Here is a 24244-nt window from a genome sequence, read left to right as displayed (position 1 = left end):
GCAGGTTCGGGGTGCCTCCGGCGGGAGTATTTCCGTCATTGAGAAAAGCCCGGGCAGCACCAGCCGGGTCCGGTTGTTCTTGATCGCCAGGCTTATTCGGTGGAAGGTCGCGCACACGTTCTGAGCCCCCCCTGGAGATGCCGGAGATTGCCATGACCGTCCCGAGAATTCGCGCAGCACTGTATGCTGCTTTCACACTCGCGCTGGCGATGCTGGGGGGCACCCTTCACGCTGCGGCGCGCGACGATGTCATCGTGGCGATACAGCTTGAGCCGCCAAACCTGGATCCGACCAGCGGGGCGGCGGGCGCCATCGATTCGGTCCTCTATTCGAATGTCTTCGAGGGGTTGACCCGGTTTGCAGCCGATGGATCCGTGGTGCCCGGGCTGGCCGAACGCTGGGATATCTCGGACGACGGTCTGGTCTATACGTTTCATTTGCGGGATGGCGTGACGTTTCACGATGGCACGGCACTGGACGGCGAGGATGTGAAATTCTCGCTGGATCGCGCCCGGTCGGAGGACAGCACCAACGCACAGAAGGGTTTGTTCGCGCCGATCGAAACCGTCAGCGTCATCGATCCGTTGACGGTCGAGGTGACATTGAGCCGCCCTACCGGCAATTTCCTGTTCGATCTGGCCTGGGGGGATGCGGTGATCGTGGCACCGGAAAGCATCGCGACCATCGCCACGGCGCCGGTGGGGACCGGTGCCTTCGTCTTTGACGACTGGCGACAGGGTGACCGGATCGATCTGGTTCGCAACCCTGATTACTGGGGTGAAACGGCCCGATTGCAGCGGGCCACGTTCCGTTTCATCTCGGATCCCAGGGCCGCGTTTGCCGCCATGATGGCGGGCGACATCGATGCCTTCGTCGGTTTCCCCGCGCCCGAAAACCTGCCGCAGTTCGAGGCGGACCCCCGGTTTCAGGTCTTGGTCGGCACCACCGAGGGGGAAACCATCCTGGCCATGAACAACGGCCAGCCCCCTTTCGACGATGTGCGTGTGCGGCAGGCGGTGGTTCATGCCATTGACCGTCAGGCGATCATCGATGGCGCGATGTTCGGGCTCGGCACGCCGATCGGCACCCATTTCGCGCCGCACAATCCGGCCTATGTCGACCTGATCGCGCTGTCGGGCCATGATCCCGAAAGGTCGCGCGAATTGCTGGCCGAGGCCGGGTTTCCCGACGGGTTCACCACGACCCTGAAGTTGCCGCCGCCCTCCTATGCACGCCGGGGTGGCGAAATCATCGCCTCGCAGTTGCGGGCGGTCGGGATCGACACCGAGATCGAGAACCAGGAATGGGCGCAGTGGCTGGAGTCGACGTTCAACGGAAAGAACTTCGGCCTGACCATCGTGTCGCACACCGAACCGATGGATATCGGCATCTATGCCAATCCCGATTATTACTTTCAGTATGGCGATCCCGATTTCATCGCGCTGATGGACCGGCTGAACGAGACGACGGATCCGGAGGCCCGCACGGCCCTGTTGCGCGAGGCGCAGGAGATGATCGCGCGCGATTACGTCAATGCGTTCCTGTTCGAACTGGCGATTCCCACCGTCGCGAAAGTCGGTCTTTCAGGATTGTGGCGTGATCAGCCGACGCAGGCGGTGGATCTGACCGCAGTTGGCTGGGATCGCTAGCCGGTGGATTTGCCGCCGGGGCGGTTGGTGATCAATCCTGACGTGAGGTCGCCGCGACATGGCGCGCGGCCGCCGCCAAGGTGAAGCCCAGCATCGCGGAGAAATAGGTGATGGGCGCGATCGACCACATCCCGTGATCCAGCGCAAATGCGGCGGTGCCGCCGAAGATACCGGTGAGAATTCCGACGAAAAGATATCCGACAACCATTTGATACGCCCTGCACCGTTGAACATTCACGCCATCATCTTCTCAATTTCCTAAACCGGGTTTAACCGATCAAGAAGTCGAAAAATCTGCGCGTGTCGTGCGGATCATTGTGGGATTACAACCCAGGGTTGTCAAAGGAAATTCGCGTCCTTCGCAGGATGTGCTGAAAACGGCCTGTTTCAATCGTTTTCCACGGGGGTGGGGTGCAAAAGTCCACTGGACCAGTTGCCGCCCGCCGCCTAACGTCGCGCCATGTTTGCCTATGCCCTTGGACGCGCGTTTTCCCTGGTTGTCAGTCTGGCGGTCGCGTCGGTCGTGGTCTTTCTTGTCATCGAGGTCGCGCCGGGCGACCCTGCGTCATACATGCTGGGGGTCAATGCGCGCCCCGACACGATCGCCGCTCTGCGGGCCGAGCTTGGCCTGGATGCGCCCACCGTCGTGCGGTATGTTCGATGGGTGGGGGGGATGCTGACCGGTGATTTCGGCACCTCCTATGCCTATCGCAGCCCGGTGAGCGAGATGATCGTCGAGCGTCTGGCGGTGTCTCTGCCGCTGGCGCTTTATGCCTTGGTGCTGGCGGTCGTCATCGCCTTTCCCGCTGGCATTTTCGCGGCCTCGCGCCGGGGGCGGCGGGGGGATGTAGGCGTGATGGTGGCGACGCAGATCGGTGTGGCGATCCCCAACTTCTGGTTCGCGATGCTGGCGGTTTCGTTTTTCGCGATCAACCTTGGCTGGTTCGCGGCCGGGGGCTTTCCGGGATGGGATGCGGGCATCGTCGCCGGCGTCAAGGCGCTGACCCTTCCCGCCGTCGCCCTGGCTCTGCCACAGGCGGCAATCCTGGCGCGGGTGATGCGATCAAGCCTGATCGACATGCTGGGCGAAGATTTCATTCGAACCGCCCGTGCCAAGGGGTTGAACCGGCGGCAGGCCCTTTGGCGTCACGCCTTGCGCAACGCGATGATTCCCGTCCTGACGATCATCGGGCTGCAATTCTCGTTCCTGCTGGCGGGCGCGATCATCATCGAACAGGTGTTCTATCTGCCGGGATTGGGCCGGCTGGTGTTTCAATCCATCTCGCAGCGCGATCTGATCGTGGTCGAGTCGGTCGTGATGTTGCTGGTGTTCGCGGTCATCATGGTGAATTTCGTGATCGATCTCGCCTATGCCCTCGTCGATCCCCGGTTGCGGTCACGCCGATGATATCGCGCAGTTTCGTATGGGGGGCGGGCCTTGCGGCGACGTTCGTGTTCGCCGCGTTGCTTTCCCTGGCCTGGACACCCTGGCCCGTCGATGCCCTGGACATCCCGAACAAGCTGCAACCGCCATCGCCGGTGCATTGGTTCGGCACCGATCATTTCGGACGCGACATACTGTCTATGATCATGGTCGGGGCGCGCACCTCGATCGCCGTGGCGATCCTGGCGGTCGGGATCGGCATGGGGGTCGGCATTCCGCTTGGCCTGACGGCGGCGGTGCGCCATGGCGGTTGGCTGGACGAGATCATCATGCGCGGCAACGATCTGATCTTTGCCTTTCCGGCACTTGTCATCGCGATCTTGATCACCGCGGTTTTCGGCGCGGGCGCCGTCAATGCGATCATCGCCATCGGCATCTTCAACATCCCGGTGTTTGCCCGCCTGACCCGGGGGGCGGCGCTGGGCTTGTGGCAGCGGGACTTCATCGCCATGGCACGGGTCTGCGGCAAGTCGGCGGCGCGAATTTCGGTCGAACATATCCTGCCCAACATCGCCTCGCTGATGATCGTGCAGGGAACGATCCAGTTTTCGCTTGGCATTCTGGCCGAGGCCGGCCTGTCCTATGTCGGCCTTGGCGCACAGCCCCCGACGCCCAGTTGGGGGCGGATGCTGGCCGATGCCCAGACCATGGTGGCCTTTGCGCCGCATCTGGCGATCTTTCCCGGCATGGCCATCGTGCTGAGCGTTCTGGGGCTGAACCTGTTGGGCGACGGCTTGCGCGACCGGCTGGATCCACGGCTGCGGATCATGCGCGCATGAGCTTGCTGGCGTTGGAACGTGTGGACGTGTCGATCGGCGGCCGGCCGATCCTGCACCAGGTGTCGTTCACCATCGACGCGGGCGAGATCGTGGCCCTGACCGGCGAATCGGGATCGGGCAAGTCGGTCACCGCCCTGGCGGCGATGGGGCTGTTGCCCCCCGGGGTCGCGACCCGGGGGCGCATCCTGCTGGATGGCCGCGACCTGCTGCAAACGTCCGAGGCGCAACTGTGTCGGATTCGGGGGCGTGACATCGGCATGGTGTTCCAGGAACCGATGACGGCGCTCAATCCCTTGCAGAGCATTGGTCAGCAGGTGGCAGAAACGATTCGCCTGCATGACGGTGCGTCGCGTGCCGATGCCATGGCGCGGGCACGCGGTGTTCTGGACCGGGTCGGCCTGCCCGAGGACCGCGCAGCGCTTTCGCGCTATCCCCACGAACTCTCGGGGGGGCAGCGCCAGCGCGTCGTCATCGCCATGGCCATCGCGCTGCGCCCGAAGGTGCTGATCGCGGACGAGCCGACAACGGCGCTGGACGTGACGACACAGGCGCGAATCCTCGATCTGCTCAGGGGGCTGGTGGCGGATTTCGGCATGGGGATGCTGATGATCACCCACGATCTGGCCGTTGTCGGACAGATGGCCGACCGGATCGCGGTGATGCAGAAGGGTCGCGTGGTCGAAGCCGGCGCGACCCGCGCGGTGTTCACGAAAATGGAACATCCCTATACCCGGGCGCTGTTCGCCGCCTCGACCCACCGCCCGGATCTGCCCCCGCCAGCCACGCAGGGCGCGCAGATTCTGGCCGTGCGCGAGGCCGTGCGCGATTATCCCCTGCCGCGAAGCCGGCCCTTTGCGCGGCGTCGTCTGTTGCGGGCCGTGGATGGCGTCAGCCTGAGCATACATGCCGGCGAACGGGTCGGGTTGGTGGGCGAATCCGGGTGCGGGAAATCCACCCTGGCGCGCGCCATCCTGGGGCTGGAGCCATTGCAGGGCGGCGAGATCCAGGCGTTCGGGCGCAACATCGCCACGCTGCCCCGGGCGCTGCGCAGCGGTCTTCAGGTGGTGTTCCAGGATCCCTATGGCAGCTTCAATCCGCGCCACCGCGTCGCGCGCCTGATCTCGGAACCGCTGCACCTGATGCCGAGGCCGCCAGGCGGCGCGGCGCGGCGCGACCGGGTCAACGCCGCACTCGAGGCGGTCGGCCTGTCGGCCGCGGATGCCGATCGTTACATCCACGAGTTCTCGGGCGGACAGCGTCAGCGCATTGCCATCGCGCGGGCGCTGATCCTGAACCCCGAGCTGATCCTGTTCGATGAAGCGGTGTCGGCGCTGGACGTGTCGGTGCGCGCCCAGGTGCTGGACCTGCTGGCCGACCTGTCGCGCAACCGGGCGCTGGCGTGGCTGTTCATCAGTCACGATCTGTCGGTGGTGCGGTCGGTCACCGACCGCGTTCTGGTGATGAAGGCGGGACGCATCGTCGAGCATGACGCGACCGAACGCGTGTTCTCGGCCCCGCAGCATCCCTATACCCGCGAATTGATCGCCGCAGCGCCGGTGATGCCGCGTTTTGCGAATGGTGACTGACACGATGGCACGGCACCATGTATCGGCCGGGGGATCGAGTATTTTCAGCAAGAAAAAGCGAAAGGTCATGTGATGCGGGTGGGTGTGCGGAATACCATTGCGGATGTGGCGGGGATCCGTGTCGGACATGCGCAGGACCGGCGGTTGAAATCCGGGTGTTCGGTCGTCGTCGCGGATGCGCCCTTTGTTGCCTCGTGCCATGTGATGGGCGGTGCGCCCGGCACCCGCGAGACGGATCTTCTGGCGCCGGACAAATCGGTTACGGCGGTCGACGCGCTGGTGTTGTCGGGGGGATCGGCCTTCGGGTTGGATGCCTGTTCGGGGGTGTCGGATGGATTGCGGGCGGCCGGGCGGGGCTTTGCCGTGGGCCCCGCGCGGGTGCCATTGGTGCCCGGAGCCATCCTGTTCGACCTGCTGAACGGAGGCGACAAGGGTTGGGACGCGAACCCCTATGGTGCGCTGGGCCGCGCCGCGCTGGCGGCGGCAGCGGTGGATGTGGCGCTGGGCAGTGTCGGCGCGGGCACGGGTGCGGTGGCGGCGTCGTGCAAGGGTGGATTGGGATCGGCGTCGTTCGTTCTGGAACAGGGGATCACGGTCGGCGCCCTGGTGGCAGCGAACCCGGTCGGCGACGTGCTGACGCCGTCGGGCCGGTTCTGGGCCGCGCCGTTCGAGATGGGGGCCGAGTTCGGCGGCCTGGGTGTGGATCCCGCCAGCGAGCTGTGCTTTCGCCCCGACAGCCGGAAGATGGCGGCGATGACGGCTCGCGCCCATACGACGTTGTGCATCGTTGCGACCGACGCGGCGCTGACCAAGGCGCAATGTCAGAGGGTTGCGGTGGCCGCCCATGACGGGATCGCCCGCGCGGTGGTGCCGGCCCATACCCCGATGGACGGCGATATCGTGTTCGCGCTGTCCACCGGCGCCCTGCCGGTGCAGGACGCCGATTTGCCCGGCATCGGCGCGGCGGCGGCCCATTGCGTGGCGCGGTCGATCGCGCGGGGGGTGTTTCTGGCGACGGCCGAGGCGGGGGATATCCTGCCGACATGGCGCAGCAGGGGCACCTGATCGCGCCCTGGCGCCGGCTGTGCGCGCGTCACGGGCGGCATGGGGACACCGGGCGGTCGGCGATGGACCGGGCGCCCGGAGGTCGGGTCAATCCTTCAGCGATCCTTCCTCGCTCGGGTTTTTCATCTTCCGCTTCAGCACCTTGCCATAGAAGATCGGCAGCACGAAGCCGACCACGGCAATGGTCCAGAGGGCGATGGCCAGGGGCGAGCCGACGAGGATGGAATAGTCGCCGTCGTTGATGGTGACGGCGCGGCGCATGTTGACCTCCATCTCGTTGCCCAGAAGCGTGCCGAGGATGACGGGCACCAGCGGCACGTCGAGTTTGCGCAAGACCCAGCCGAGGATACCGAAGCCGACCATCACCAGCAGATCGAAGCTGGACCCCGAGATGCCGTAGATGCCGACGAAGGACACCATGGCGACGATGGGCATCAGGATGCGCGGCGGCACCATCAGCACCCGCACGAACAGCCCGACCATGGGGATGTTCATTGCCAGCAGCATGAAGTTGCCGATGAACAGCGCCGCGATCAGGCCCCAGACCACGTCGGGGTTCTGGGAAAACAGCAGCGGACCGGGCGTGATGTTGAGCGACAGCAGAACAGCCAGCAGAACGGCGGTGGTGCCCGACCCCGGCACGCCCAGCGCCAGCATCGGCACCAGCGCGCCCCCGGCAGCGGCGTTGTTGCCCGCCTCGGGCGCCGCGACGCCGCGCGGATCGCCCTTGCCGAAGGTTTCGCCCTTGGGATCGACCAGCTTCTTCTCCATGGAATACGAGATGAACGAGCCGAGCGAGGCACCGGCCCCCGGCAGCACCCCCGCGATGAACCCCAGAACCGTGGTGCGCAGCATCGTCGGCGTGCAATAGCGGATCAGCCCCCAGGACGGGACGATCTTGCCGATGTCCATCTTCGGCTTGGCGGCTTCCTCGGCGGCCGAGCCGCGGTGTTCGAGAAAGACGAAGACCTCGGACAGGGCGAACAGGCCGACGATGGCGACAAGGAAGTCGATGCCGTCATAAAGATGCACCTCGCCGAAGGTGAAGCGCGGCACGCCGGTTTGCGTGTCGACGCCGACCATGGCCAAGCCCAGGCCCAGCGCGGCGGCAAAGGCGGATTTCGCCTGGTTCGATGCGGAAATGCCGCCGAGGGTGGCAAAGGCCAGGGTGAACAGCGCGAAGTATTCGGCCGGGCCGAACAGCAGCGCGACCTTGACCAGTTGCGGCGCCAGCAGGACCAGACCCCAAGTGGCGAAGAACGCACCGACGAACGAGGCGATGCCGGACAGGGCCAAAGCCTCGCCCGCGCGGCCCTTCTGCGCCATGGGATAGCCGTCGAGACAGGTCATCATCGCCGGTTCGTCACCGGGGATGTTCAGCAGGATCGAGGAGATCCGCCCGCCATACATGGCCCCGTAATAGACCGAGGTCAGCAGGATCAGCGCGGGCGTCGGGCCAAGGCCCAGCGTGAAGGCCAGCGGGATCAGGATCGCGACGCCGTTCGACGGGCCAAGACCCGGAAGCGCGCCCATGATCGTGCCGAGGAAACAGCCGATCAGCGCCAGGCCGATGTTCTGAAATGTCAGGGCGACGGCGAAACCGTCGGCGAGAGAGGAAAGGGTGTCCATGGGAATGCGTCCTCAGAAGCCAAGGGGGCCGGAGGCGAGAGACAGCCCCAGGATCAGTTTGAACACGACGTAGATGCCGACCGACGTGGCGATGCCGACGATCACGCTTTGCAGCGGTCCGGTGCCCAGCCGCCAGGTCAGATAGGTCGAGGCGACGGCGGTGGCGATCAGGAAGCCGACCTCGGGCAGCAGCTCGGCGTAAGCGATCATCACCAGCGCGGCAAAGAAGATTTCGGCGAACCGGCCCAGGGTGGGCCATGTCGGTTCGGGGTCGGGTTTGAACAGGAAATAGAGCGACGAGATGCCAAGCACGGCGGCGATGATCAGCGGAAAGGTTTTCGGCCCCACCGCGTCGGACAGGAAGCTTTCCTGGATGATCGTGGCCTGCCAGGCAAAGATCAGCGCAATCAGAAGGCCGATGCCGCCGAAGATGCGATCGCTCATGGGTCTTGGTCCCTCCCGGATGTGGAACGGCCCGCCCGGTTCATGGGGCGGGCCGTGGGCCGTTTTACTGGATGATGCCGATTTCCTTCGACAGCGCGGTGATGCTGTCGACCGATTCCTGCACGAAGGCTTCGAACTCGGCGCCCTGCAGGTCGAGCGGGGCAAGGCCGTTGTTTTCCATCACGGTCTTCCACGCGTCCGAGGCATAGAGCGTACCGATGGCGTTCACCCAGTAGTCATAGGCGGCATCGGACATGTCACCGCCGGCATAGAAGCCGCGCCAGTTGGCGCCGATGGCGTCGATGCCCTGTTCGCGGGCGGTGGGGATGTCGGCGAATTCACCCTCGAGACGCTCGGGCGCCAGCACCGCCAGCACCTTGATATCGCCGGATTCGACGAATCCCTTGGCTTCCGACAGGTCGCCCGTGAACGCCTGAAGCGATCCGGCCAGAAGTTGTGTCACGGCCTCGCCACCGCCCGCGAAGGCGATGTATTTGACGCCGCGCACGTCTTCGATGCCGGCCTTCTGGGCCGCGATCAGCACCTTCAGGTGATCCCAGCCGCCAACGGCCGATCCGCCGCCGATGGAAATCGCCTTGGGGTCTTCCTTCATCTTCGCCATCAGCGCCGGCAGGTCGGCATATTCGCTGTCGGCGGCCACGGCGATCACGCCGTAGTCGGCGCCGATGGAGCCCAGCCAGCGCACCTGATCCATGGTGTTGCCCGGAAACGCGTTCTGCGCCAGACGGGTCGCCGTGGCCGAGGATGCGGCGACGATCAGGTCGTTGTCATCGGCGCGCTTGTTGACGACCTCGGCAAAGGCCACGCCACCGCCGCCGCCCGACAGGTTCACGACCTGCATGGTGGAATTGATGATGCCTTCGTCCTGCAACGACTTGCCGACCTGACGGCAGGTGAAATCCCAGCCACCACCGGGGTTGGCCGGGGCGATGCATTCGGGGTTCTCGGGGATGAAATCCTGTGCCTGGACGGCGAACGGTGCGACGGCAAGCGTCACGGCGGCCAGCATGGCGCGCCCGATGGTGATGGTCATGTCGTGTCTCCTCCACGTGTGTTGGGCCGGGCATTGTTCACCGGCCCTTGATCTGTCCATAGGTGACAGACCTGTCATGGACCTGTCATCCCTTTTGTGCCCGATCTTTGCGCGCTAGGCTGCGGGCGGGAGGAACCGGATGCGCCTGTTGCTGGTCGAGGATACCGCCGATGTGGCCGAGGCGATCGCGGCGTCGCTGGCGCGGGCCGGATATGCCTGCGACATCGCGCCCGATCTGGCGGCGGCCGAGGCCCATGTCGCCGTGCAGCAGTATGATATCGTCGTGCTGGACATCAATCTGCCCGATGGCGACGGGCGCGCCTTCCTGCGGGCCCGTCGCCGGGCGGGTGACCGGACGCCGGTGTTGATGCTGACCGCGCGTTTCGAGGTGGCGGCGCGGGTCGATGCGCTGGACGACGGGGCCGACGATTATCTGGTGAAACCCTTCGACCTGCGCGAGCTTGAGGCGCGGGTGCGCGCCCTGACCCGCCGCGAGGCCGGCCGGATCGAAGCGCGGATGCGGCTGGGTGCGCTGGAGTTCGATCCGGGCGCACAACTGGCCCGCGTCCGCGGCAAGGCGGTGGCCCTGACGCGTCGCGAACTGGCGCTGTTGTCGATGCTGATCGGACATCCCGGCCATATCCTGAGCAAGGAGCGTCTGTTCGACGGGCTGTTTTCCTTTGACGAGGGCGAGGTCGGGGTGAACGCCATCGAACTTTACATCGCCCGCCTGCGCAAGAAACTGGGCGGCAGCGGCGTGTCGATCGAAACCCACCGCGGCCTTGGATACCGGATGGTTGCCGATGGCTGAAACGATGTGGCGCCTGCCGACCATGTCGATCAAGACGCGGGTGGCTTTGGCGATGGCGGCCGTTCTGCTGGCGGGGGGCGCGTTCGTGTTGGCGGCCGCGCTGGGATACGGGCGGCAGGCGGCGCGCGAAACCTATGACCGGTTGCTGCTGGGGGCCGCCAACAGCATCGCGGCATCGATCACGGTGCGCGACGGTGCGGCGGTGGTGGACATGCCGGTTTCGGTGTTCGAGCTTCTGGCGTTGGCCCCGGATGACCGGATCCGGTATCGCGTGATCGGCCCTGACGGCGCGACCGTGACAGGCAGCGCGGCGGCGCCGTTGCCGGAAAAACCGGGGGCGCCCGTGCTCTATGACGGCGCGTTCGGGGATGAGCCGGCAAGATACGTCTCGCTGACCCGCCGTTTCGCCGAGCGCAGCTTTTCCGGCCCGGTGCAGGTGATCGTCGGTCAGACGGTGCGGGCCCGGCGCGAGCTGGCGCGCGACATCGCCCGCAATGCCGTGACCGTTCTGGGCATGGCGGGGGCGGCCATTGCGGTGCTGGCCTGGCTGGCGCTGCGGTCGGCGTTGGTGCCGTTGCCCCGAATCGGGGCGGCGTTGCGGGCACGCGATCCCACCGATCTGACACCGCTGGATCTGAAGGTGCCGGGCGAGGTGGCGCAACTGCTGTCGCCGCTGAACGATTTCATGGCGCGGCTGGACCGCCAGGTCACGTCGAACCGCAACCTCATCGGCGATGCCGCACACCAGTTGCGCACCCCGGTTGCGGCATTGCGCGCGCAGGCGCAGCTGGCGGCGGACGAAGATGATCCGGCAAGGCGGGCCGCGATCATGGCGAAGATCCACGCGCGGGCCGTATCGCTGAGCCGGCTGCTGGACCAGATGCTGGCCCAGGCGATGATCATCCACCGCACCGACACCGAGCCCCGCGCACTGGTCGATCTGCGCGATATCGCGCTGGATGTGTTCGAGGACGCCGAGGCCACGGGCGGCGGTGCCGCGGACCTGATCCTGCCCGACGATCCGGTGATGGTGCGCGGCGACAGCCTTGCGTTGGGCGAGGCGGGCAGGAACCTGTTGCACAACGCGCTGCGCCACGGTCGGCCTCCGGTGCGGATCGGCGTGCGGGACGACGGCGTGCTGTATGTGCGGGATGCAGGGGAAGGGCCGGCACGAACGGACAACCTTGGCGCGCGCTTTGTCAGCGCCGGCGTGACGGGGGGCAGCGGCCTGGGGCTTGCGATCAGCCGCGCGGTCGCCGAAAGCCATGGCGGGGTTCTGCAACTGGGCCCGGTCGATGGCGGCTTCGAGGCCGCGCTGATCCTTCCGGGGGTGGTGTGATGCGCTGGATTCTGGCCCTGATCCTGCTGACAATTCCGGCCCAGGCCCAGGAGTTGGTCAAGGACTTCGGCACCGGCCCGGCGACGATGACCCTGCGGTCCACCACCGACCTGGCCGTGATGGGGCCGGTGGTCGCCGATTACATCGCGCTGCACCCCGATTTGCGCGTGCGCTACGAACAATGGGGATCGAACGATCTGCACGATCTGAGCGTGGCCGAGTGCGCCGCGGGGAAAGGTGGCGCCGATCTGGTCATCAGTTCGGCGGTTCACCAGATGGTGCACCTGGTCAACGAAGGCTGTGCGCGCCCCCACCGATCGGCCCTGACGGCAAGCCTGCCGTCGGCCTTGCGGTGGCGTGACGAGCTCTGGGGTGTGACCGAGGAGCCGGCGGTGATGGTCTATAACCGCGATCTGGTGCCGGCTGACGACGTGCCGGCATCGCGTTTCGACCTGCTGGACCTGCTGCGCCCCGCCGACAGCCCCTATGTCGGGCGCATCGCCACCTATGACATCGAGGCGTCGGGCCTGGGGTATCTGCTGGCCTTTGCGGATTCGCTGGAGGCGACGACATTCGGCGGGTTGATGGAAAGTTTCGGACGTTCGGGCGCCATCGCCACCTGTTGTTCGGCGGAAATCATCGATGCCGTGGTGCGCGGCGAATACCTGATCGCCTATAACGTGCTGGGTTCCTATGCCCTGGCGCGCGCGGCGGAAGAACCCCGCGTCGGTGTGGTGGCACCGGCCGATTATACCCTGGTGCTGTCGCGTGCGGCGATGATCCCCAGGTCCGCGGCCGCGCCGCAGGCGGCCGCGGACCTTGTCGATTTCCTGCTGTCGCAAGCGGGGCGCGCCGCGCTGAAGCGGGCGTTGCTGATCGTGCCGCTGGAGGAAGAGGCCGGGGCGCCGGATCTGCCGGACAGCGTGGCGTCGATTCGCCGGCCGATCGAACTGACTCCCGCGCTGCTGCTGGCGCTGGATGCGCAGAAGCGAGCATTGTTCGGCGCGCGGTGGCGCGCATCCTTCCCGCCGAAAGTCCAGCAGTGAGGGCGGGATTTCGAGTATTTGGGGCAAGAAAAAGCGGGTCTCATTCGTCGTCTCCGCGGAATGCGCGCGGTTTCAGTCCGTGGCGGGCCAGCTTGTCATAGAAGGTCTTGCGCGGCAGGCCCAGAACCTCGGCCGCCTTGGCCGCGCGTCCGCCCGCACGGCGCAGGGTTTCGGTGATGACGGCCTTCTCGAAGGCGTCGATCTGTTCGGCCAGGGTCATCTGCGAGGGGCCGTGGGTCGTCACGTCGAGGCCCAGCACGAAGGAATGGGCGTAGTTCCGCAACTCGGGCAGGTTTCCCGACCAGGGCCGGGCCATGACGTGGGCATAGATTTCATCGGGGATCGGCGGCATGTCCTGGTTCAATGTCCGCACCGATTGTCGGACCAGCGATTCGAACAACGTGGGCAGATCGTTGCGCCGCCGTTCGAGAGGGGGCAATTCGATCTCCATCAACGAGAGCGCGAAGAACAGGTCTTCGGACAGGCCCTTGGCGCGCAGGTCGGTCAGGCTTTGCTGTGACGACGAGATGATCCGCAGGTCGGTGCGTTGTTCGCTGAGGCGCAACAGGTCGTCCTGCTGGCGCAGGGTCGCCGCGTCGAGCGTCTTGAGCGACAGGATCGTGCGCCCCTGCGGCAGCTGAAGGGTGCCGACCGCGTCATCGGGGGCGCCTCGCAGCGTCAGCGTGGCGAACTGCCCGCCTTCGTCCCCCAACGCGTGGATCGTATGGGCCGCCAGCCGCTTGCCCGCCCCGGCAGGGCCGAACAGGTGCAGGTGGATCGGCAGCGAAGCGGCCCGGCGCAGGTTCTCGCGCAGGGTCTGGGTGATGTCGGACGGGCCGGGGAAATTGGTCGCGGCGGGGTCCGATGTCTGCAACTGGCGTTCGATCCGCCGGGTCCGCAGCACCAGCGCGCGGTGATCCTGGGCGCGGGACAGGGTTTCGGTCAGGTGATCGGGCGCGCAGGGCTTTTCGAGGAAATGATAGGCGCCGTCGGACAGGGCGCGCACCGCCGTCGGGACATCGGATTCGCCGGTCAGCAGGATCACCGGCAGATCGGCGTCGATGCCGCGGGTGTGGGACAGGACGTGGAAGCCGTCACGCCCCGGCATCCGGATGTCGGACAGGATGACGCCGGGATAATCGCGCGTGATGTGGTCTTTCGCTTCGACGAAGCTGGCCGCGGCGATCACGGTCATCCCGGCCAAATCAAGAGATTGCGCGAGAGACAGCCGCAGGGCGCGGTCGTCTTCGATCAAAAGGACGTGGCGGGTATCCGGTCTTGCGTCTGGGCGGGTCATGGCGTGTCGGTTCCGGGTTTGAGGGTGAGGGTGAAACAGGCGCCCCGTGCGGTGTTCCCGGCGCGCAGATCGCCGCCGAAGCTGCCCGCGATCCCGAAGGAGATGGACAGCCCGAGGCCCATGCCGTGCGAGGCGCCAACGTGTTTCGTGGTGTAGAACGGCTCGAACACGCGGGCGGGATCGGCAAGCCCCGGGCCGGTATCGCTGACGGTGCAGGTGATCGTGGCGCGGGTTTGCGCGACGGCGATGGCGATGCGGCGATCGTCAGTGGTCTGCAGGGCATCGACGGCGTTGGTGATCAGGTTGACGAAGACCTGCTGCAACCGCACCTTGCCGCCGCGCACCATGACCGGCGCCCCGGGCAGATCGAGGTCGATCGACACGCCGTTGTCGCGGCACAGGGTGGCGGTCAGAGCAATCGAGTCGCGGATCACGCCGACCAGATCGACGTTTTCCAGGGTCACGGGTTCCTTGCGCGCGAAGGCCGACAGGTTGCGGATGATCCGGTCCATGCGATCGGTCTGGCCGGCGATTTCGGTCAGGGTCTGTTCCGCCTCGGGCTGGCGGCCGCGCTGGAGGAGTTTCACGGCGTTGTCGGCGAAGTTGCGGATCGCCGCCAAGGGTTGGCGCAATTCGTGGCTGATGCCGGCCGACATCTGGCCCAGCGCCGACATCTTGCCGGCCTGCACCAGTTCGTCCTGGATCCGGCGCAGTTGTTCCGACCGTTCGGCCACCCGCGCCTCGAGCGTGGCATTCGCGGCTTCTTCGATGATCAGGCGTTCGGCCAGCCGTTGACGGCGTTGCGACAACGACAGCAGGGCAAGGCCCAGCACCCCGGCCAGCGTGAAGGCCAGGGCGGCACGCAGGGCCGCAGACGAACGGGCCGGGGCGATATCCTTGAACACCACCTCGGTCATGTCGAGCTGGGGCACGAAGCGTGACATGGCCAGCGCGGTGGTGGGCAGGCTGTCGGCATCTTCGGTGAACCGCCAGATACGGTGGCCAAACCGGGTGATCGTGTCGTGGTCGGGCAGCGCGCGCAGGGTGTCGGGCGGATAACGAGGTGGCGGCGCGGCGTCGGGCCGCGCCTGCGTGTCCCGCGCCAGCAGAAGGGCGGGGCGGTTCGACACGAAAATCACGTCGGAGGCGTCGAAAAACACCACGGTGTCTTCATCCACCCGCCAGTCGAATTCAAGTTGTGCAACGTCGACCTGCATCGACACGAAACCACGGGGCCGCGAATCGGGACCAAGGACGCCGCGGGTATAGAAGAATACGCGGCGCCGGGGGGCGACGACGGCATGATAAAAGCCCAGGCTGCCGGTCCGGGCGGTGCGGATGTCGGGGCGGGCGATGCGGATCTGGCCGATGGGATCGTTCGGGCCGCCCGCATCCGAGGCCGCGACGATGCGGCCATCGACGTCGAGAACGTGAATACGCTCGATCCCCGTTGTCAGGGCCATTTGCAGCAGGAACGCGTTGGTGTCGCCCATCCGCTCGGGCTGGTCCAGCACCGCACCGACCGACGGGTGGGTGGCGAAGACGTTGATCAGCTCGCGGTGGCTTTCCAGCTTGGTCAGCAGGCGGTCGGCGCCCTGTGACAGGCGCACGGTGCCGGTCTGGGCCAGCTGATCCAGCGTGTCGCGCCACGAGACGACGAAGACCGTCACCGCCAGCGCAAGCGACAAGCCGATATAGAGGGCCGAGAGCAGAAGCCGGAGAGAGCTGTTTCGCATGAAGCCTGCAGGGTCGAATCAAGTTGGCGGCGGTTGTGCGGAATATCGCACAATTTTTCGTGGATCCCGCAAGAATGTCCGATCCGTCGCGCGGATTTTCCTGCATCGGCCGGTGCGTTTTCTGTAAGCCCATGGCGGAACGACATTTTTTGAATCTTGCCGAAATCTTTGGCGTGAACCGTCATGCTCGCCCATTCTGGCCAGATATGGCGGGCCGAACTTGCCCGCAGATACCGTCTGGGAGGACGAATCCATGAAATACCTGCTGAAATCCGCCTGCGTTGCCGCCGTTGCCATGGTGCCCGCCACGGCGATGGCGAATTGCGATGATGGTGAAATGGTCATCAAGTTCAGCCATGTCACCAACAGCGACAAGCACCCCAAGGGCCTGGCCGCGGCGCTGTTCGAGCAGCGCGTCAACGACGAGATGAACGGCACCGCCTGTGTCGAGGTCTATCCGAACTCGACCCTCTACAACGACGACCAGGTGCTCGAGGCGATGCTGCAGGGCGACGTTCAGATGGCCGCCCCGTCGCTGTCCAAGTTCGAGACCTTCACCAAGCAGTTCCGCATCTTCGACCTGCCCTTCATGTTCAAGGACATTGCGGCCGTCGATGCGTTCCAGAAATCCGAAGCCGGCGAGGCGATGAAATCGTCGATGGAGCGTCGCGGCCTGATCGGGCTGGAATTCTGGCACAACGGCATGAAGCAGTTTTCGGCCAACAAGCCGCTGCTGGTGCCGGGCGATGCCGCGGGTCTGAAGTTCCGCGTGCAGCCGTCGGACGTTCTGGTCGCCCAGATGGAGGCTCTGAAGGCCTCGCCGCAGCCGATGGCATTCTCGGAAGTCTACGGCGCGCTGCAGACCGGCGTTGTCGACGGGCAGGAAAACACCTGGTCGAACATCTATGGCCAGAAGTTCTTCGAGGTGCAGGACGGCACGACCGAAACCAACCACGGCGTTCTCGACTATCTGGTGGTGGTCGGCACCGATTGGTGGACCGGCCTGGACGCGCCCGTGCGCGACCAGCTTGCCACGATCCTGGAAGAGGTCACGAACGAGCGGAACGATGCCGTCGGTCAGGTCGACATGGAAGCCCGCCAGGCGATCCTGGATGCCGGTGGCGTGATCCGCGAGCTGAACGATGAACAGCGCAAGGCATGGCTGGACGCGATGCAGCCGGTGTGGGCCCAGTTCGAGGGCGACGTCGGCGCGGAAAACATCGAAGCCGCCCAGAAGATCAACGAATCGATGTGATCCGAAATGACGGTGGCCGTGCGCGGCCCTGTCCGCCATCCCCGCGCCATCCGGCGTGGGGATGCGTGCGTCGATGACGTCCCGCAGCCCCCGAGGAGGCCCAGATGAGCGGACATTCCCGATACGAACCCCAAGGCCCGGTCGGCCGTTTCGTGCACACGCTGGAGGAAACGATCCTGTCGGTGCTGATGGGCCTGATGACGGTCGTGACCTTCGTCAACGTGGTCCTGCGCTATGTCTTCGGGTCATCGCTGATCTGGGGGCTCGAGGTCGTGTTGATCCTGTTCGCCTGGTTGGTGCTGTTCGGCATCGCCTATGGCTTCAAGATCACCTCGCACCTGGGGGTGGATGCGATCATCAACCTGCTGTCGCCGCGCCCGAAAAAGGTTCTGGCGGTCGTGTCGGCGCTGATCTGCGTGCTCTATGCGGTGTTCCTGATGAAGGGGGCCTGGGATTACTGGGCGCCCTTCGCGGGGCTGGAACAGACGACCGGCCGCTGGTTTCCCACCGGCATCGCCGAAGGCACCCGCGATCAGGCGTTCTATACCACCGACCAGGTGCCGATGCCCGATTTCCTGCAGTTCCTGGCGGGTTGGATCAACATGGGCGAAACCTATGACAAGCTGCCGCGCGTGATCCCCTATGCCATGCTGCCCTTCGCCGTGGCCCTGATGCTGTTGCGGATCGTGCAGGCCACGATCGAGGTCGTCACCGGTCACCGTCAGAGCATGATCGTCAGCCACGAAGCCGAAGACGCGGTCGACGAAGCCGCCGCCAAACTGAAAGACGCATAGACCATGGAAGTTGCACTTCTTTTCGTGATGATCGTCGGTCTGTTGCTGATCGGCGTTCCCATCGCCGTGTCGCTTGGCCTGTCGTCGATCCTGTTCCTTTTGATGTTCTCGGACACGTCCCTGGCGTCGATCGCACAGTCGATGTACCAGGCGATGGCGGGGCATTACACGCTGCTGGCGATCCCGTTCTTCATCCTCGCGTCGTCGTTCATGTCGACGGGCGGGGTGGCGAAACGGATCATCCGGTTCGCCATCGCCTGTGTCGGGCACCTGCCCGGCGGTCTGGCCATCGCGGGTGTTCTGGCGTGCATGATGTTCGCGGCGCTGTCGGGATCGTCGCCCGCCACGGTCGTCGCCATCGGCTCCATCGTCATCGTCGCGATGCGACAGGTCGGATATACCAAGGAATTCGCCGCCGGCGTGATCTGCAACGCGGGCACCCTGGGCATCCTGATCCCGCCGTCCATCGTCATGGTCGTCTATGCCTCGGCCACCGACGTGTCGGTCGGTCGGATGTTCCTGGCGGGTGTCATTCCGGGCATCCTGGCCGGCGCCATGCTGATGATCACGATCTACGTCATGGCCAAGATCAAGAACATGCCCAAGGGCGAGTGGCGCGGCTGGGGCGAGATCTTCGATTCGTTCCGCGACGCGCTCTGGGGTCTGTTGCTGATCGTCATCATCATGGTCGGCATCTATGGCGTTCCCGGCCTGACCAACGCGATCTTCACCCCCACCGAAGCGGCCGCCGTCGCGTCGATCTATGCGTTCTTCGTGGCGACGTTCATCTATCGCGACATGGGACCGCTGCACGTGGGCGAGGACCAGCCGCCGCTGCCGCTCTACAAGAAGCCCTATGCCGTGCTGACGGGGTTCTGGCACCCCGATACCATGCGCACCCTGCTGGATGCGTCAAAGCTGACGATCATGCTGATGTTCGTGATCGCCAATGCGCTGATCCTGAAACACGTGCTGACCGACGAACAGATCCCCCAGCACATCGCGCAGGCGATGCTGTCGACCGGGCTTGGCCCCATCAGCTTCCTGATCGTGGTCAACGTGATCCTGCTGATCGGCGGCCAGTTCATGGAGCCTTCGGGCCTGCTGGTGATCGTGGCACCGCTGGTGTTTCCGATCGCCATCGAACTGGGGATCGATCCGATCCACCTGGGTATCATCATGGTGGTGAACATGGAAATCGGGATGATCACGCCGCCGGTGGGCCTGAACCTGTTCGTCACTTCAGGCGTGGCCGGGATGCCGATGATGGCCGTCGTTCGCGCCGCCCTGCCGTTCCTTGCCGTTCTCTTCGTGTTCCTGATCATGGTGACCTACATTCCCTGGTTGTCGACCTATCTGCCGACGCTGATGATGGGCCCCGAGATCATCATAAAGTGACGCATGCCCGCCCCCGCCGATGCGGGGGCGGGCGGTTCTGCGATCCCCGCCCGATTGCGGCGCAAATTGGGCAAAACCCAATGTTTTTAGAGGTTAAGCCGGCTTTCACCCCCCGCTGATAGACCCGTCTGCGGTGGGAGATGGGGTGAAAAATGACTACTGCGCGTGCAAATGCGCCGATAATCATCAAGCGCAAGAAGATTGTCGGCGGGGGCGGCCACCACGGTGGCGCCTGGAAGGTGGCCTATGCGGATTTCGTGACCGCGATGATGGCGTTCTTCATGTTGATGTGGCTGCTGAACGCCACGACGGAAACCCAGCGCAAGGGCCTGGCGGATTACTTCAGCCCGACGATCTCGGTCAGCCGGGTCTCGGGCGGGGGTGAAGGTTCGTTCGGGGGCGATTCCGTCCAGTCGGAAATGACAATGATCAAAAACGGCAGCGGTGCCGCACAGGACAAGCATACCGAAGAAGACAAGGCGGCCGGACAATCGGGGGTGTCGGCCACGAATGCCGGTGACGGACAGGGCGATCCCGGGGCGGATGAAACCGCGATGATGGCCGCCCTTGCCGATCGGCTGAGCGGTCGCGCCGGCGAAAGCATGGTCAGCGAGGATCTGGCCCGCCATATTGTCACGCGCATCACCGATGTCGGCCTGATCGTCGAACTGTTCGATCTGCCGGGTGTCGCGCTTTTCGCCGAAGGCACGGCCACGCCCCTGCCCCTGATGACCGAACTCGTGGCCGTGGTCGGCGACGTGTTCATGCTGACCGACAACCGCATCGCGATCAACGGGCATGTCCGTTCCGAACCTCTGGTGCGGCGGGACAACCCGGTCTGGGACCGGTCCAGCGATCGCGCCCGCGCCGCCCATGACCTGCTTCAGGCGGGGCCGGTGCCAGACGCGCGGGTGCACCGTGTCACGGGCCTGGCGGATCGTGAACGGGTCACGGCAAATCCCATGGCGGTGCGCAACAACCGCATCGAACTGATCCTGTTGCGCGAGGGAAAGTGAATCGGGTGACGCTTATTCGCGGACGTTAGGCGCCTGTTAAGCGAGTCGGCCTAGGAAGGGGAGGACACGGACAATCGCATCAGAAGGGCGCCTGAATGACCATTTCCTCCTCGCTCCACGCCAGTGTGGCCGGCCTGAACGCCAATGCGCAACGGCTGGCCAGCATATCGGACAATATCGCGAACGCATCGACGTTCGGCTACAAGCGGCTTGAAACCGATTTCCATTCAATGGTGGTGAACGAGGGGGGAACCGACAACCGCTATACGGCGGGCGGTGTTCGGACGACGACCGAACGGATGATCGAACAGCGTGGCCAATTGGTCGGCACGGACAATTCGACGGATATCAGCATCAATGGGCGTGGCATGCTGCCGGTCACCAGCCGTGACGCGGTGGGCCAGGCCGGGATCCTGCCGTTGTCGCTGATGACGACGGGATCCTTCCGCCCCGATGCGGACGGGATCCTGACCACATCGACGGGCGAGGTTCTCATGGGTTGGGCGCTGAACCCGGACGGCACGCTGCCCAATGTCACGCGCGATACCAGCGCCGCGCTGCAACCGGTGGAAATCGGCAACAATCAATTCGTGGCCAACCGGACGACAGACATCAACATGGGCGTCAACCTGCCCTCGACCGATACCAACGCGGGTGCCGCCGGCGATCCCCTTGACCTGTCGGTGGAATACTTCGGCAATCTCGGCCAATCCGAATCGCTTGGCGTGACCTATACACCCACGGTTCCGGCGGCGGGCGCGTCGAACACGTGGACGATGGTCGTCACCGATTCGGCATCCGGTGGTGCGGTTATCGGTGAATACACGCTGGAATTCAGCGATGCCGCGACCGGGGGTGGTACCCTGCTGAACGTGACCACGGTCAGCGGTGGCGCCTATGATCCCCTGACGGGCCAGATGACACTGACGGCCGGCGGCGGTGACATTGATCTGAACATCGGCCTGCCCGGCGACAACGGCGGCACGACCCAGCTGGCGGCCAGCTTCGCCCCCACGGACCTGAGCAAGAATGGATCGCCCGTGGGAAACCTGATCGGCGTTGAGATTGATCCCGACGGCGTGGTCCAGGCCATTTATGACACCGGCTTCAATCGTCCGATCTATCAGGTGCCGCTGGTCGATGTGCCCAACCCCCAGGGACTGACGTCGGGCGACAACCAGACCTACAGGCTTTCGGCGGACAGTGGTCCGATGTTCCTCTGGAATGCGGGTGACGGCCCCACCGGCACCACCCAGGGATATTCGCGCGAAGGATCAGCGACCGACGTCGCATTGGAACTGACCAACCTGATCCAGACTCAGCGCGCCTATTCGTCGAACGCGAAGGTGATCCAGACGGTGGACGAGATGATGCAGGAAACCACCAACCTCAAGCGGTGATCGCGTTCGCCACCACGCCGGCTGAACGATCCCGCAGGAAAGGAACGAAACGATGAGCATGTCAGCGGCCCTGGCCAATGCCCTCACGGGGCTTGGTGCCGTCGGGCGATCCGCACAATCGGTATCGTCCAATATCTCCAACAGCCTGACCGAAGGCTTCGGGCGGCGCGAGATATCCCTGTCCAGCGCCAGTCTGGGCGGGGTGCGGGTGTCGGGCGAATTGCGGATCGTGAACGCGGTCGTGCTGTCGGACCGGCGGCAATCCGACGCCGAGGTCGGCATGTTTGGATCTGCCCTGTCGTTCCACCGGTCGTTTCAGGACGCCCTGGGTGCGGCGGACAGCCCGTTTTCCCTGCCCGGGCGCATCGCAACGCTGGAAGGCCGCCTGATCGAGGCGGCGAGCCGTCCGGACGCCACCACGCGGCTTGATTCGGTTGCGCATGGCGCGGCGGATCTGGCGCGGTCGTTCAATACCGCTGCGACGGCGGTTCAGGCCCAGCGGTTGTCGGCGGATGGCAGGATCGCCGCGCAGGTCGACACCCTGAAGACAAATCTGGGCCAGATCCGGGATCTGAACGGCGCCATCGCGCGGATACAACTGAATACACCGCAATCGAACGCCCTGCTGGACCAGCGCCAGCAGCTGATCGACGAGATTTCGATGATCGTGCCCTTGCGCGAATTGCCGCGTGATCGTGGCAGCGTGGCGTTGATGACGACCGGCGGCCAGGTTTTGCTGGACAACGGTGTGGCGGATATCGAGTTTTCCCCGGCCAACGCGGTGACCCCGGGCATGACGCCCGGTTCCGGGCTTTCGGACCTGACGATCAACGGCCGACCTATCGTGTTCCGCGATGGCACGGGCCGCATGGATGGCGGCTCTCTCGCCGGCGATTTTCAGGTGCGCGATGTCCTGGCCCCGGCGGCGCAGGACCAACTCGATGATCTGGCCGCAGACCTGATCGGCCGGTTTCAACAGTCGGGTCTGGATTCGACCCTGGGCGCCGGCGATGCGGGCCTGTTTACGGACGGAGGCGACGCATTGGTGCCGCCGGCGTCGGTGGGGCTGGCCCAGCGGCTGACGCTGAATGCGCGCGTCGATCCGGGCGCCGGCGGCGAGGCGTGGCGTCTGCGCGACGGAATCAACGCCAACATCCCCGGACCCGTCGGCAACAGCGCGCTTTTGCAAGGACTTTCCGATGCCCTTGGGGCGTCCCGTCCAGCGTTCTCCGATGGCCGAACACGGTCCGCTGCCGGCCACGCATCGGAACTGCTGTCGGTTGTCGGTGGTGCGAATTTCCGGGCCGAGCAGGCGTCGACCTTCGCACAGAGCCGATCCGACACATTGCGCCAGCGCGAATTGGCCGGCGGCGTCGACAGCGATCAGGAGATGCAGAAGCTGCTGCTTATCGAACAATCTTACGCCGCGAATGCGCGGGTGATCCAGGCCGTGGATGAAATGCTGCGGCGATTGACGGAGATCTGACATGATGACGTCCATTGGCGATCTCGCCATGAGCTTTTCGAACCGGCTGAGCAATGCCCGGATCCGGGGCGACCTGAACACGCTGGCACAGGAACTGACGACGGGGCGCAAGTCGGACTTGCGCTCGGCCCTTGCCGGGGACATCGGGCCGGTCAGCGTTCTCGAACGCACGCTGAGCAATCTTGCCGGCTATGACACGGCGGCGACAGAAGCGGCGATGTTCGCGTCGGGGGCACAATCGGCGCTTACGCACATGTCGGCGCACCTTGAAGATCTGTCCACGGCGGCGTTTGCCCTGGATGCCTCATCGGACACTGCGCTTCTGCGCAGCTTCGGAAAGGACGCCAGCAGCCGGTTCGACGCCATTGTCGGCGCCTTGAACACGTCGGTCGCGGGGCGCAGTGTTTTTGGCGGCTCGGCGACCGACAATCCCCCGATCGCGGCGACGTCCGTCATGCTGGACGACCTGATCGCAGCGTTGCCGGCGACGCCGACGGCCCAAGACGTCATCGACACGGTGACAGATTATTTCGGCGCCGGCGGTGGCTTCGAGACGACGCGCTATCTCGGTTCGGATGTGCCGATCGCGGATTTTCGCGTAGCCCCTGGTGAGTCGGCAGCCTTCGATCTGGACGCGCGCGCCGCCTCGCTGCGTCATGCGATGGGCGTTGCCGCCATGGGTGCCCTGATCGATCGAGGCGCTTTATCGGATCGTCCAGACGAACAGAGCGCGCTGGTCAGCCACATCGCCGAGGATTCGCTTTCGGCAAGCGGTGGTATCACGATACTGCGGGCCGATGTCGGGACTTTGGAACACAGGATCGAAACCGCCCGCACCAGAAACGCGTCGGAACGTGCGGCAACCAATTTCGCGCTGTACGAACTGGTGGCGGCGGATCCCTATGACACCGCCACCGATCTGCAGGCCGTGCAGACCCAGCTTGAAACGTTCTTTTCGGTCACCGCACGCCTGTCACAACTTACGCTGTCGGGGTATCTGCGATGATCCCCGCGCT

The 24244-nt window shown here is 65.1% G+C and carries 21 protein-coding genes; 15 read left to right on the top strand and 6 right to left on the bottom strand.

The window, feature by feature from the left end:
* The first annotated feature begins 209 nt into the window (after nucleotides 1-209).
* Entirely contained in the window at nucleotides 210-1649 is a 1440-nt protein-coding gene (locus tag CFP68_RS04070; RefSeq protein ID WP_241523960.1) for an ABC transporter substrate-binding protein, read from the top strand.
* Between the two features lie 31 nt (nucleotides 1650-1680).
* On the opposite strand, the gene CFP68_RS18065 is transcribed toward CFP68_RS04070, so the two are convergent.
* On the bottom strand, nucleotides 1681-1857 hold the full coding sequence (locus tag CFP68_RS18065; protein ID WP_158234128.1) for a hypothetical protein: 177 nt from the start codon (nucleotides 1855-1857) through the stop codon (nucleotides 1681-1683).
* A gap of 252 nt (nucleotides 1858-2109) precedes the next feature.
* On the opposite strand from CFP68_RS18065, the gene CFP68_RS04065 reads away from it, so the two are divergent.
* From CFP68_RS04065 to CFP68_RS04050, 4 genes are all read left to right on the top strand, one after another.
* Nucleotides 2110-3057 (top strand): ABC transporter permease, encoded by a 948-nt coding sequence (locus CFP68_RS04065; RefSeq protein ID WP_099824813.1) that lies wholly within the window; start codon nucleotides 2110-2112, stop codon nucleotides 3055-3057.
* Complete coding sequence (locus CFP68_RS04060) at nucleotides 3054-3872, top strand: ABC transporter permease (protein WP_420915812.1); 819 nt, start codon at nucleotides 3054-3056, stop codon at nucleotides 3870-3872. Before CFP68_RS04065 ends, CFP68_RS04060 begins: the two co-directional genes overlap by 4 nt.
* Nucleotides 3869-5458 (top strand): ABC transporter ATP-binding protein, encoded by a 1590-nt coding sequence (locus tag CFP68_RS04055; protein ID WP_099824811.1) that lies wholly within the window; start codon nucleotides 3869-3871, stop codon nucleotides 5456-5458. Before CFP68_RS04060 ends, CFP68_RS04055 begins: the two co-directional genes overlap by 4 nt.
* A gap of 72 nt (nucleotides 5459-5530) precedes the next feature.
* Entirely contained in the window at nucleotides 5531-6523 is a 993-nt protein-coding gene (locus CFP68_RS04050) for a P1 family peptidase (RefSeq protein ID WP_099824809.1), read from the top strand.
* An 87-nt stretch (nucleotides 6524-6610) separates the two neighbouring features.
* Here the strand turns inward: CFP68_RS04050 and CFP68_RS04045 are convergent, their stop codons facing one another.
* From CFP68_RS04045 to CFP68_RS04035, 3 genes are all read right to left on the bottom strand, one after another.
* Nucleotides 6611-8152, bottom strand: a complete 1542-nt coding sequence (locus CFP68_RS04045) for a tripartite tricarboxylate transporter permease (protein WP_099824807.1) — start codon at nucleotides 8150-8152, stop codon at nucleotides 6611-6613.
* Nucleotides 8153-8164: 12 nt separating this feature from the next.
* Complete coding sequence (locus tag CFP68_RS04040) at nucleotides 8165-8596, bottom strand: tripartite tricarboxylate transporter TctB family protein (protein ID WP_099824804.1); 432 nt, start codon at nucleotides 8594-8596, stop codon at nucleotides 8165-8167.
* A gap of 64 nt (nucleotides 8597-8660) precedes the next feature.
* Nucleotides 8661-9650 (bottom strand): Bug family tripartite tricarboxylate transporter substrate binding protein, encoded by a 990-nt coding sequence (locus tag CFP68_RS04035; protein ID WP_099824802.1) that lies wholly within the window; start codon nucleotides 9648-9650, stop codon nucleotides 8661-8663.
* Nucleotides 9651-9789: 139 nt separating this feature from the next.
* Here CFP68_RS04035 and CFP68_RS04030 point away from each other — a divergent pair, with 139 nt between their 5' ends.
* Genes CFP68_RS04030 through CFP68_RS04020 form a run of 3 tightly spaced genes read left to right on the top strand, consistent with a single transcriptional unit; the run spans nucleotide 9790 to nucleotide 12846 of the window.
* Entirely contained in the window at nucleotides 9790-10461 is a 672-nt protein-coding gene (locus tag CFP68_RS04030) for a response regulator (protein ID WP_099824801.1), read from the top strand.
* Nucleotides 10454-11800, top strand: a complete 1347-nt coding sequence (locus CFP68_RS04025; protein WP_099824798.1) for a sensor histidine kinase — start codon at nucleotides 10454-10456, stop codon at nucleotides 11798-11800. Before CFP68_RS04030 ends, CFP68_RS04025 begins: the two co-directional genes overlap by 8 nt.
* Complete coding sequence (locus tag CFP68_RS04020) at nucleotides 11800-12846, top strand: extracellular solute-binding protein (protein WP_099824796.1); 1047 nt, start codon at nucleotides 11800-11802, stop codon at nucleotides 12844-12846. The genes CFP68_RS04025 and CFP68_RS04020 overlap by 1 nt, the downstream gene beginning before the upstream one ends.
* Nucleotides 12847-12886: 40 nt before the next feature.
* Here the strand turns inward: CFP68_RS04020 and CFP68_RS04015 are convergent, their stop codons facing one another.
* Complete coding sequence (locus tag CFP68_RS04015) at nucleotides 12887-14143, bottom strand: sigma-54-dependent transcriptional regulator (RefSeq protein WP_099824794.1); 1257 nt, start codon at nucleotides 14141-14143, stop codon at nucleotides 12887-12889.
* A complete protein-coding gene (locus tag CFP68_RS04010) occupies nucleotides 14140-15879 on the bottom strand; it encodes a sensor histidine kinase (RefSeq protein ID WP_099824792.1) in 1740 nt (579 codons plus the stop codon). Before CFP68_RS04010 ends, CFP68_RS04015 begins: the two co-directional genes overlap by 4 nt.
* 295 nt (nucleotides 15880-16174) lie before the next feature.
* Here CFP68_RS04010 and CFP68_RS04005 point away from each other — a divergent pair, with 295 nt between their 5' ends.
* The 7 genes from CFP68_RS04005 to CFP68_RS03975 all read left to right on the top strand — a co-directional run bounded on the left by CFP68_RS04005 (nucleotide 16175) and on the right by CFP68_RS03975 (nucleotide 24234).
* On the top strand, nucleotides 16175-17134 hold the full coding sequence (locus CFP68_RS04005) for a DctP family TRAP transporter solute-binding subunit (protein WP_241523959.1): 960 nt from the start codon (nucleotides 16175-16177) through the stop codon (nucleotides 17132-17134).
* Between the two features lie 104 nt (nucleotides 17135-17238).
* Nucleotides 17239-17928: a TRAP transporter small permease gene (locus CFP68_RS04000; RefSeq protein ID WP_099824788.1), complete on the top strand. Its 690-nt coding sequence runs from the start codon at nucleotides 17239-17241 to the stop codon at nucleotides 17926-17928.
* A 3-nt stretch (nucleotides 17929-17931) separates the two neighbouring features.
* A complete protein-coding gene (locus CFP68_RS03995) occupies nucleotides 17932-19326 on the top strand; it encodes a TRAP transporter large permease (protein ID WP_099824786.1) in 1395 nt (464 codons plus the stop codon).
* A 152-nt stretch (nucleotides 19327-19478) separates the two neighbouring features.
* Nucleotides 19479-20342, top strand: coding sequence for a flagellar motor protein MotB (locus CFP68_RS03990; RefSeq protein ID WP_099824784.1), 864 nt, complete (start codon nucleotides 19479-19481; stop codon nucleotides 20340-20342).
* Between the two features lie 95 nt (nucleotides 20343-20437).
* Complete coding sequence (locus CFP68_RS03985) at nucleotides 20438-21742, top strand: flagellar hook protein FlgE (protein ID WP_099824781.1); 1305 nt, start codon at nucleotides 20438-20440, stop codon at nucleotides 21740-21742.
* A 52-nt stretch (nucleotides 21743-21794) separates the two neighbouring features.
* A complete protein-coding gene (flgK, locus tag CFP68_RS03980) occupies nucleotides 21795-23228 on the top strand; it encodes a flagellar hook-associated protein FlgK (RefSeq protein WP_099824779.1) in 1434 nt (477 codons plus the stop codon).
* Nucleotide 23229: 1 nt separating this feature from the next.
* A complete protein-coding gene (locus CFP68_RS03975) occupies nucleotides 23230-24234 on the top strand; it encodes a flagellin (protein ID WP_099824776.1) in 1005 nt (334 codons plus the stop codon).
* The last annotated feature ends 10 nt before the right edge of the window (nucleotides 24235-24244 follow it).

Origin of the sequence: Oceaniglobus indicus, from assembly GCF_002751875.1 — a bacterium.
GTDB classification, from domain to species: domain Bacteria; phylum Pseudomonadota; class Alphaproteobacteria; order Rhodobacterales; family Rhodobacteraceae; genus Oceaniglobus; species Oceaniglobus indicus.
This window is presented reverse-complemented; position numbering and strand designations above follow the sequence as displayed.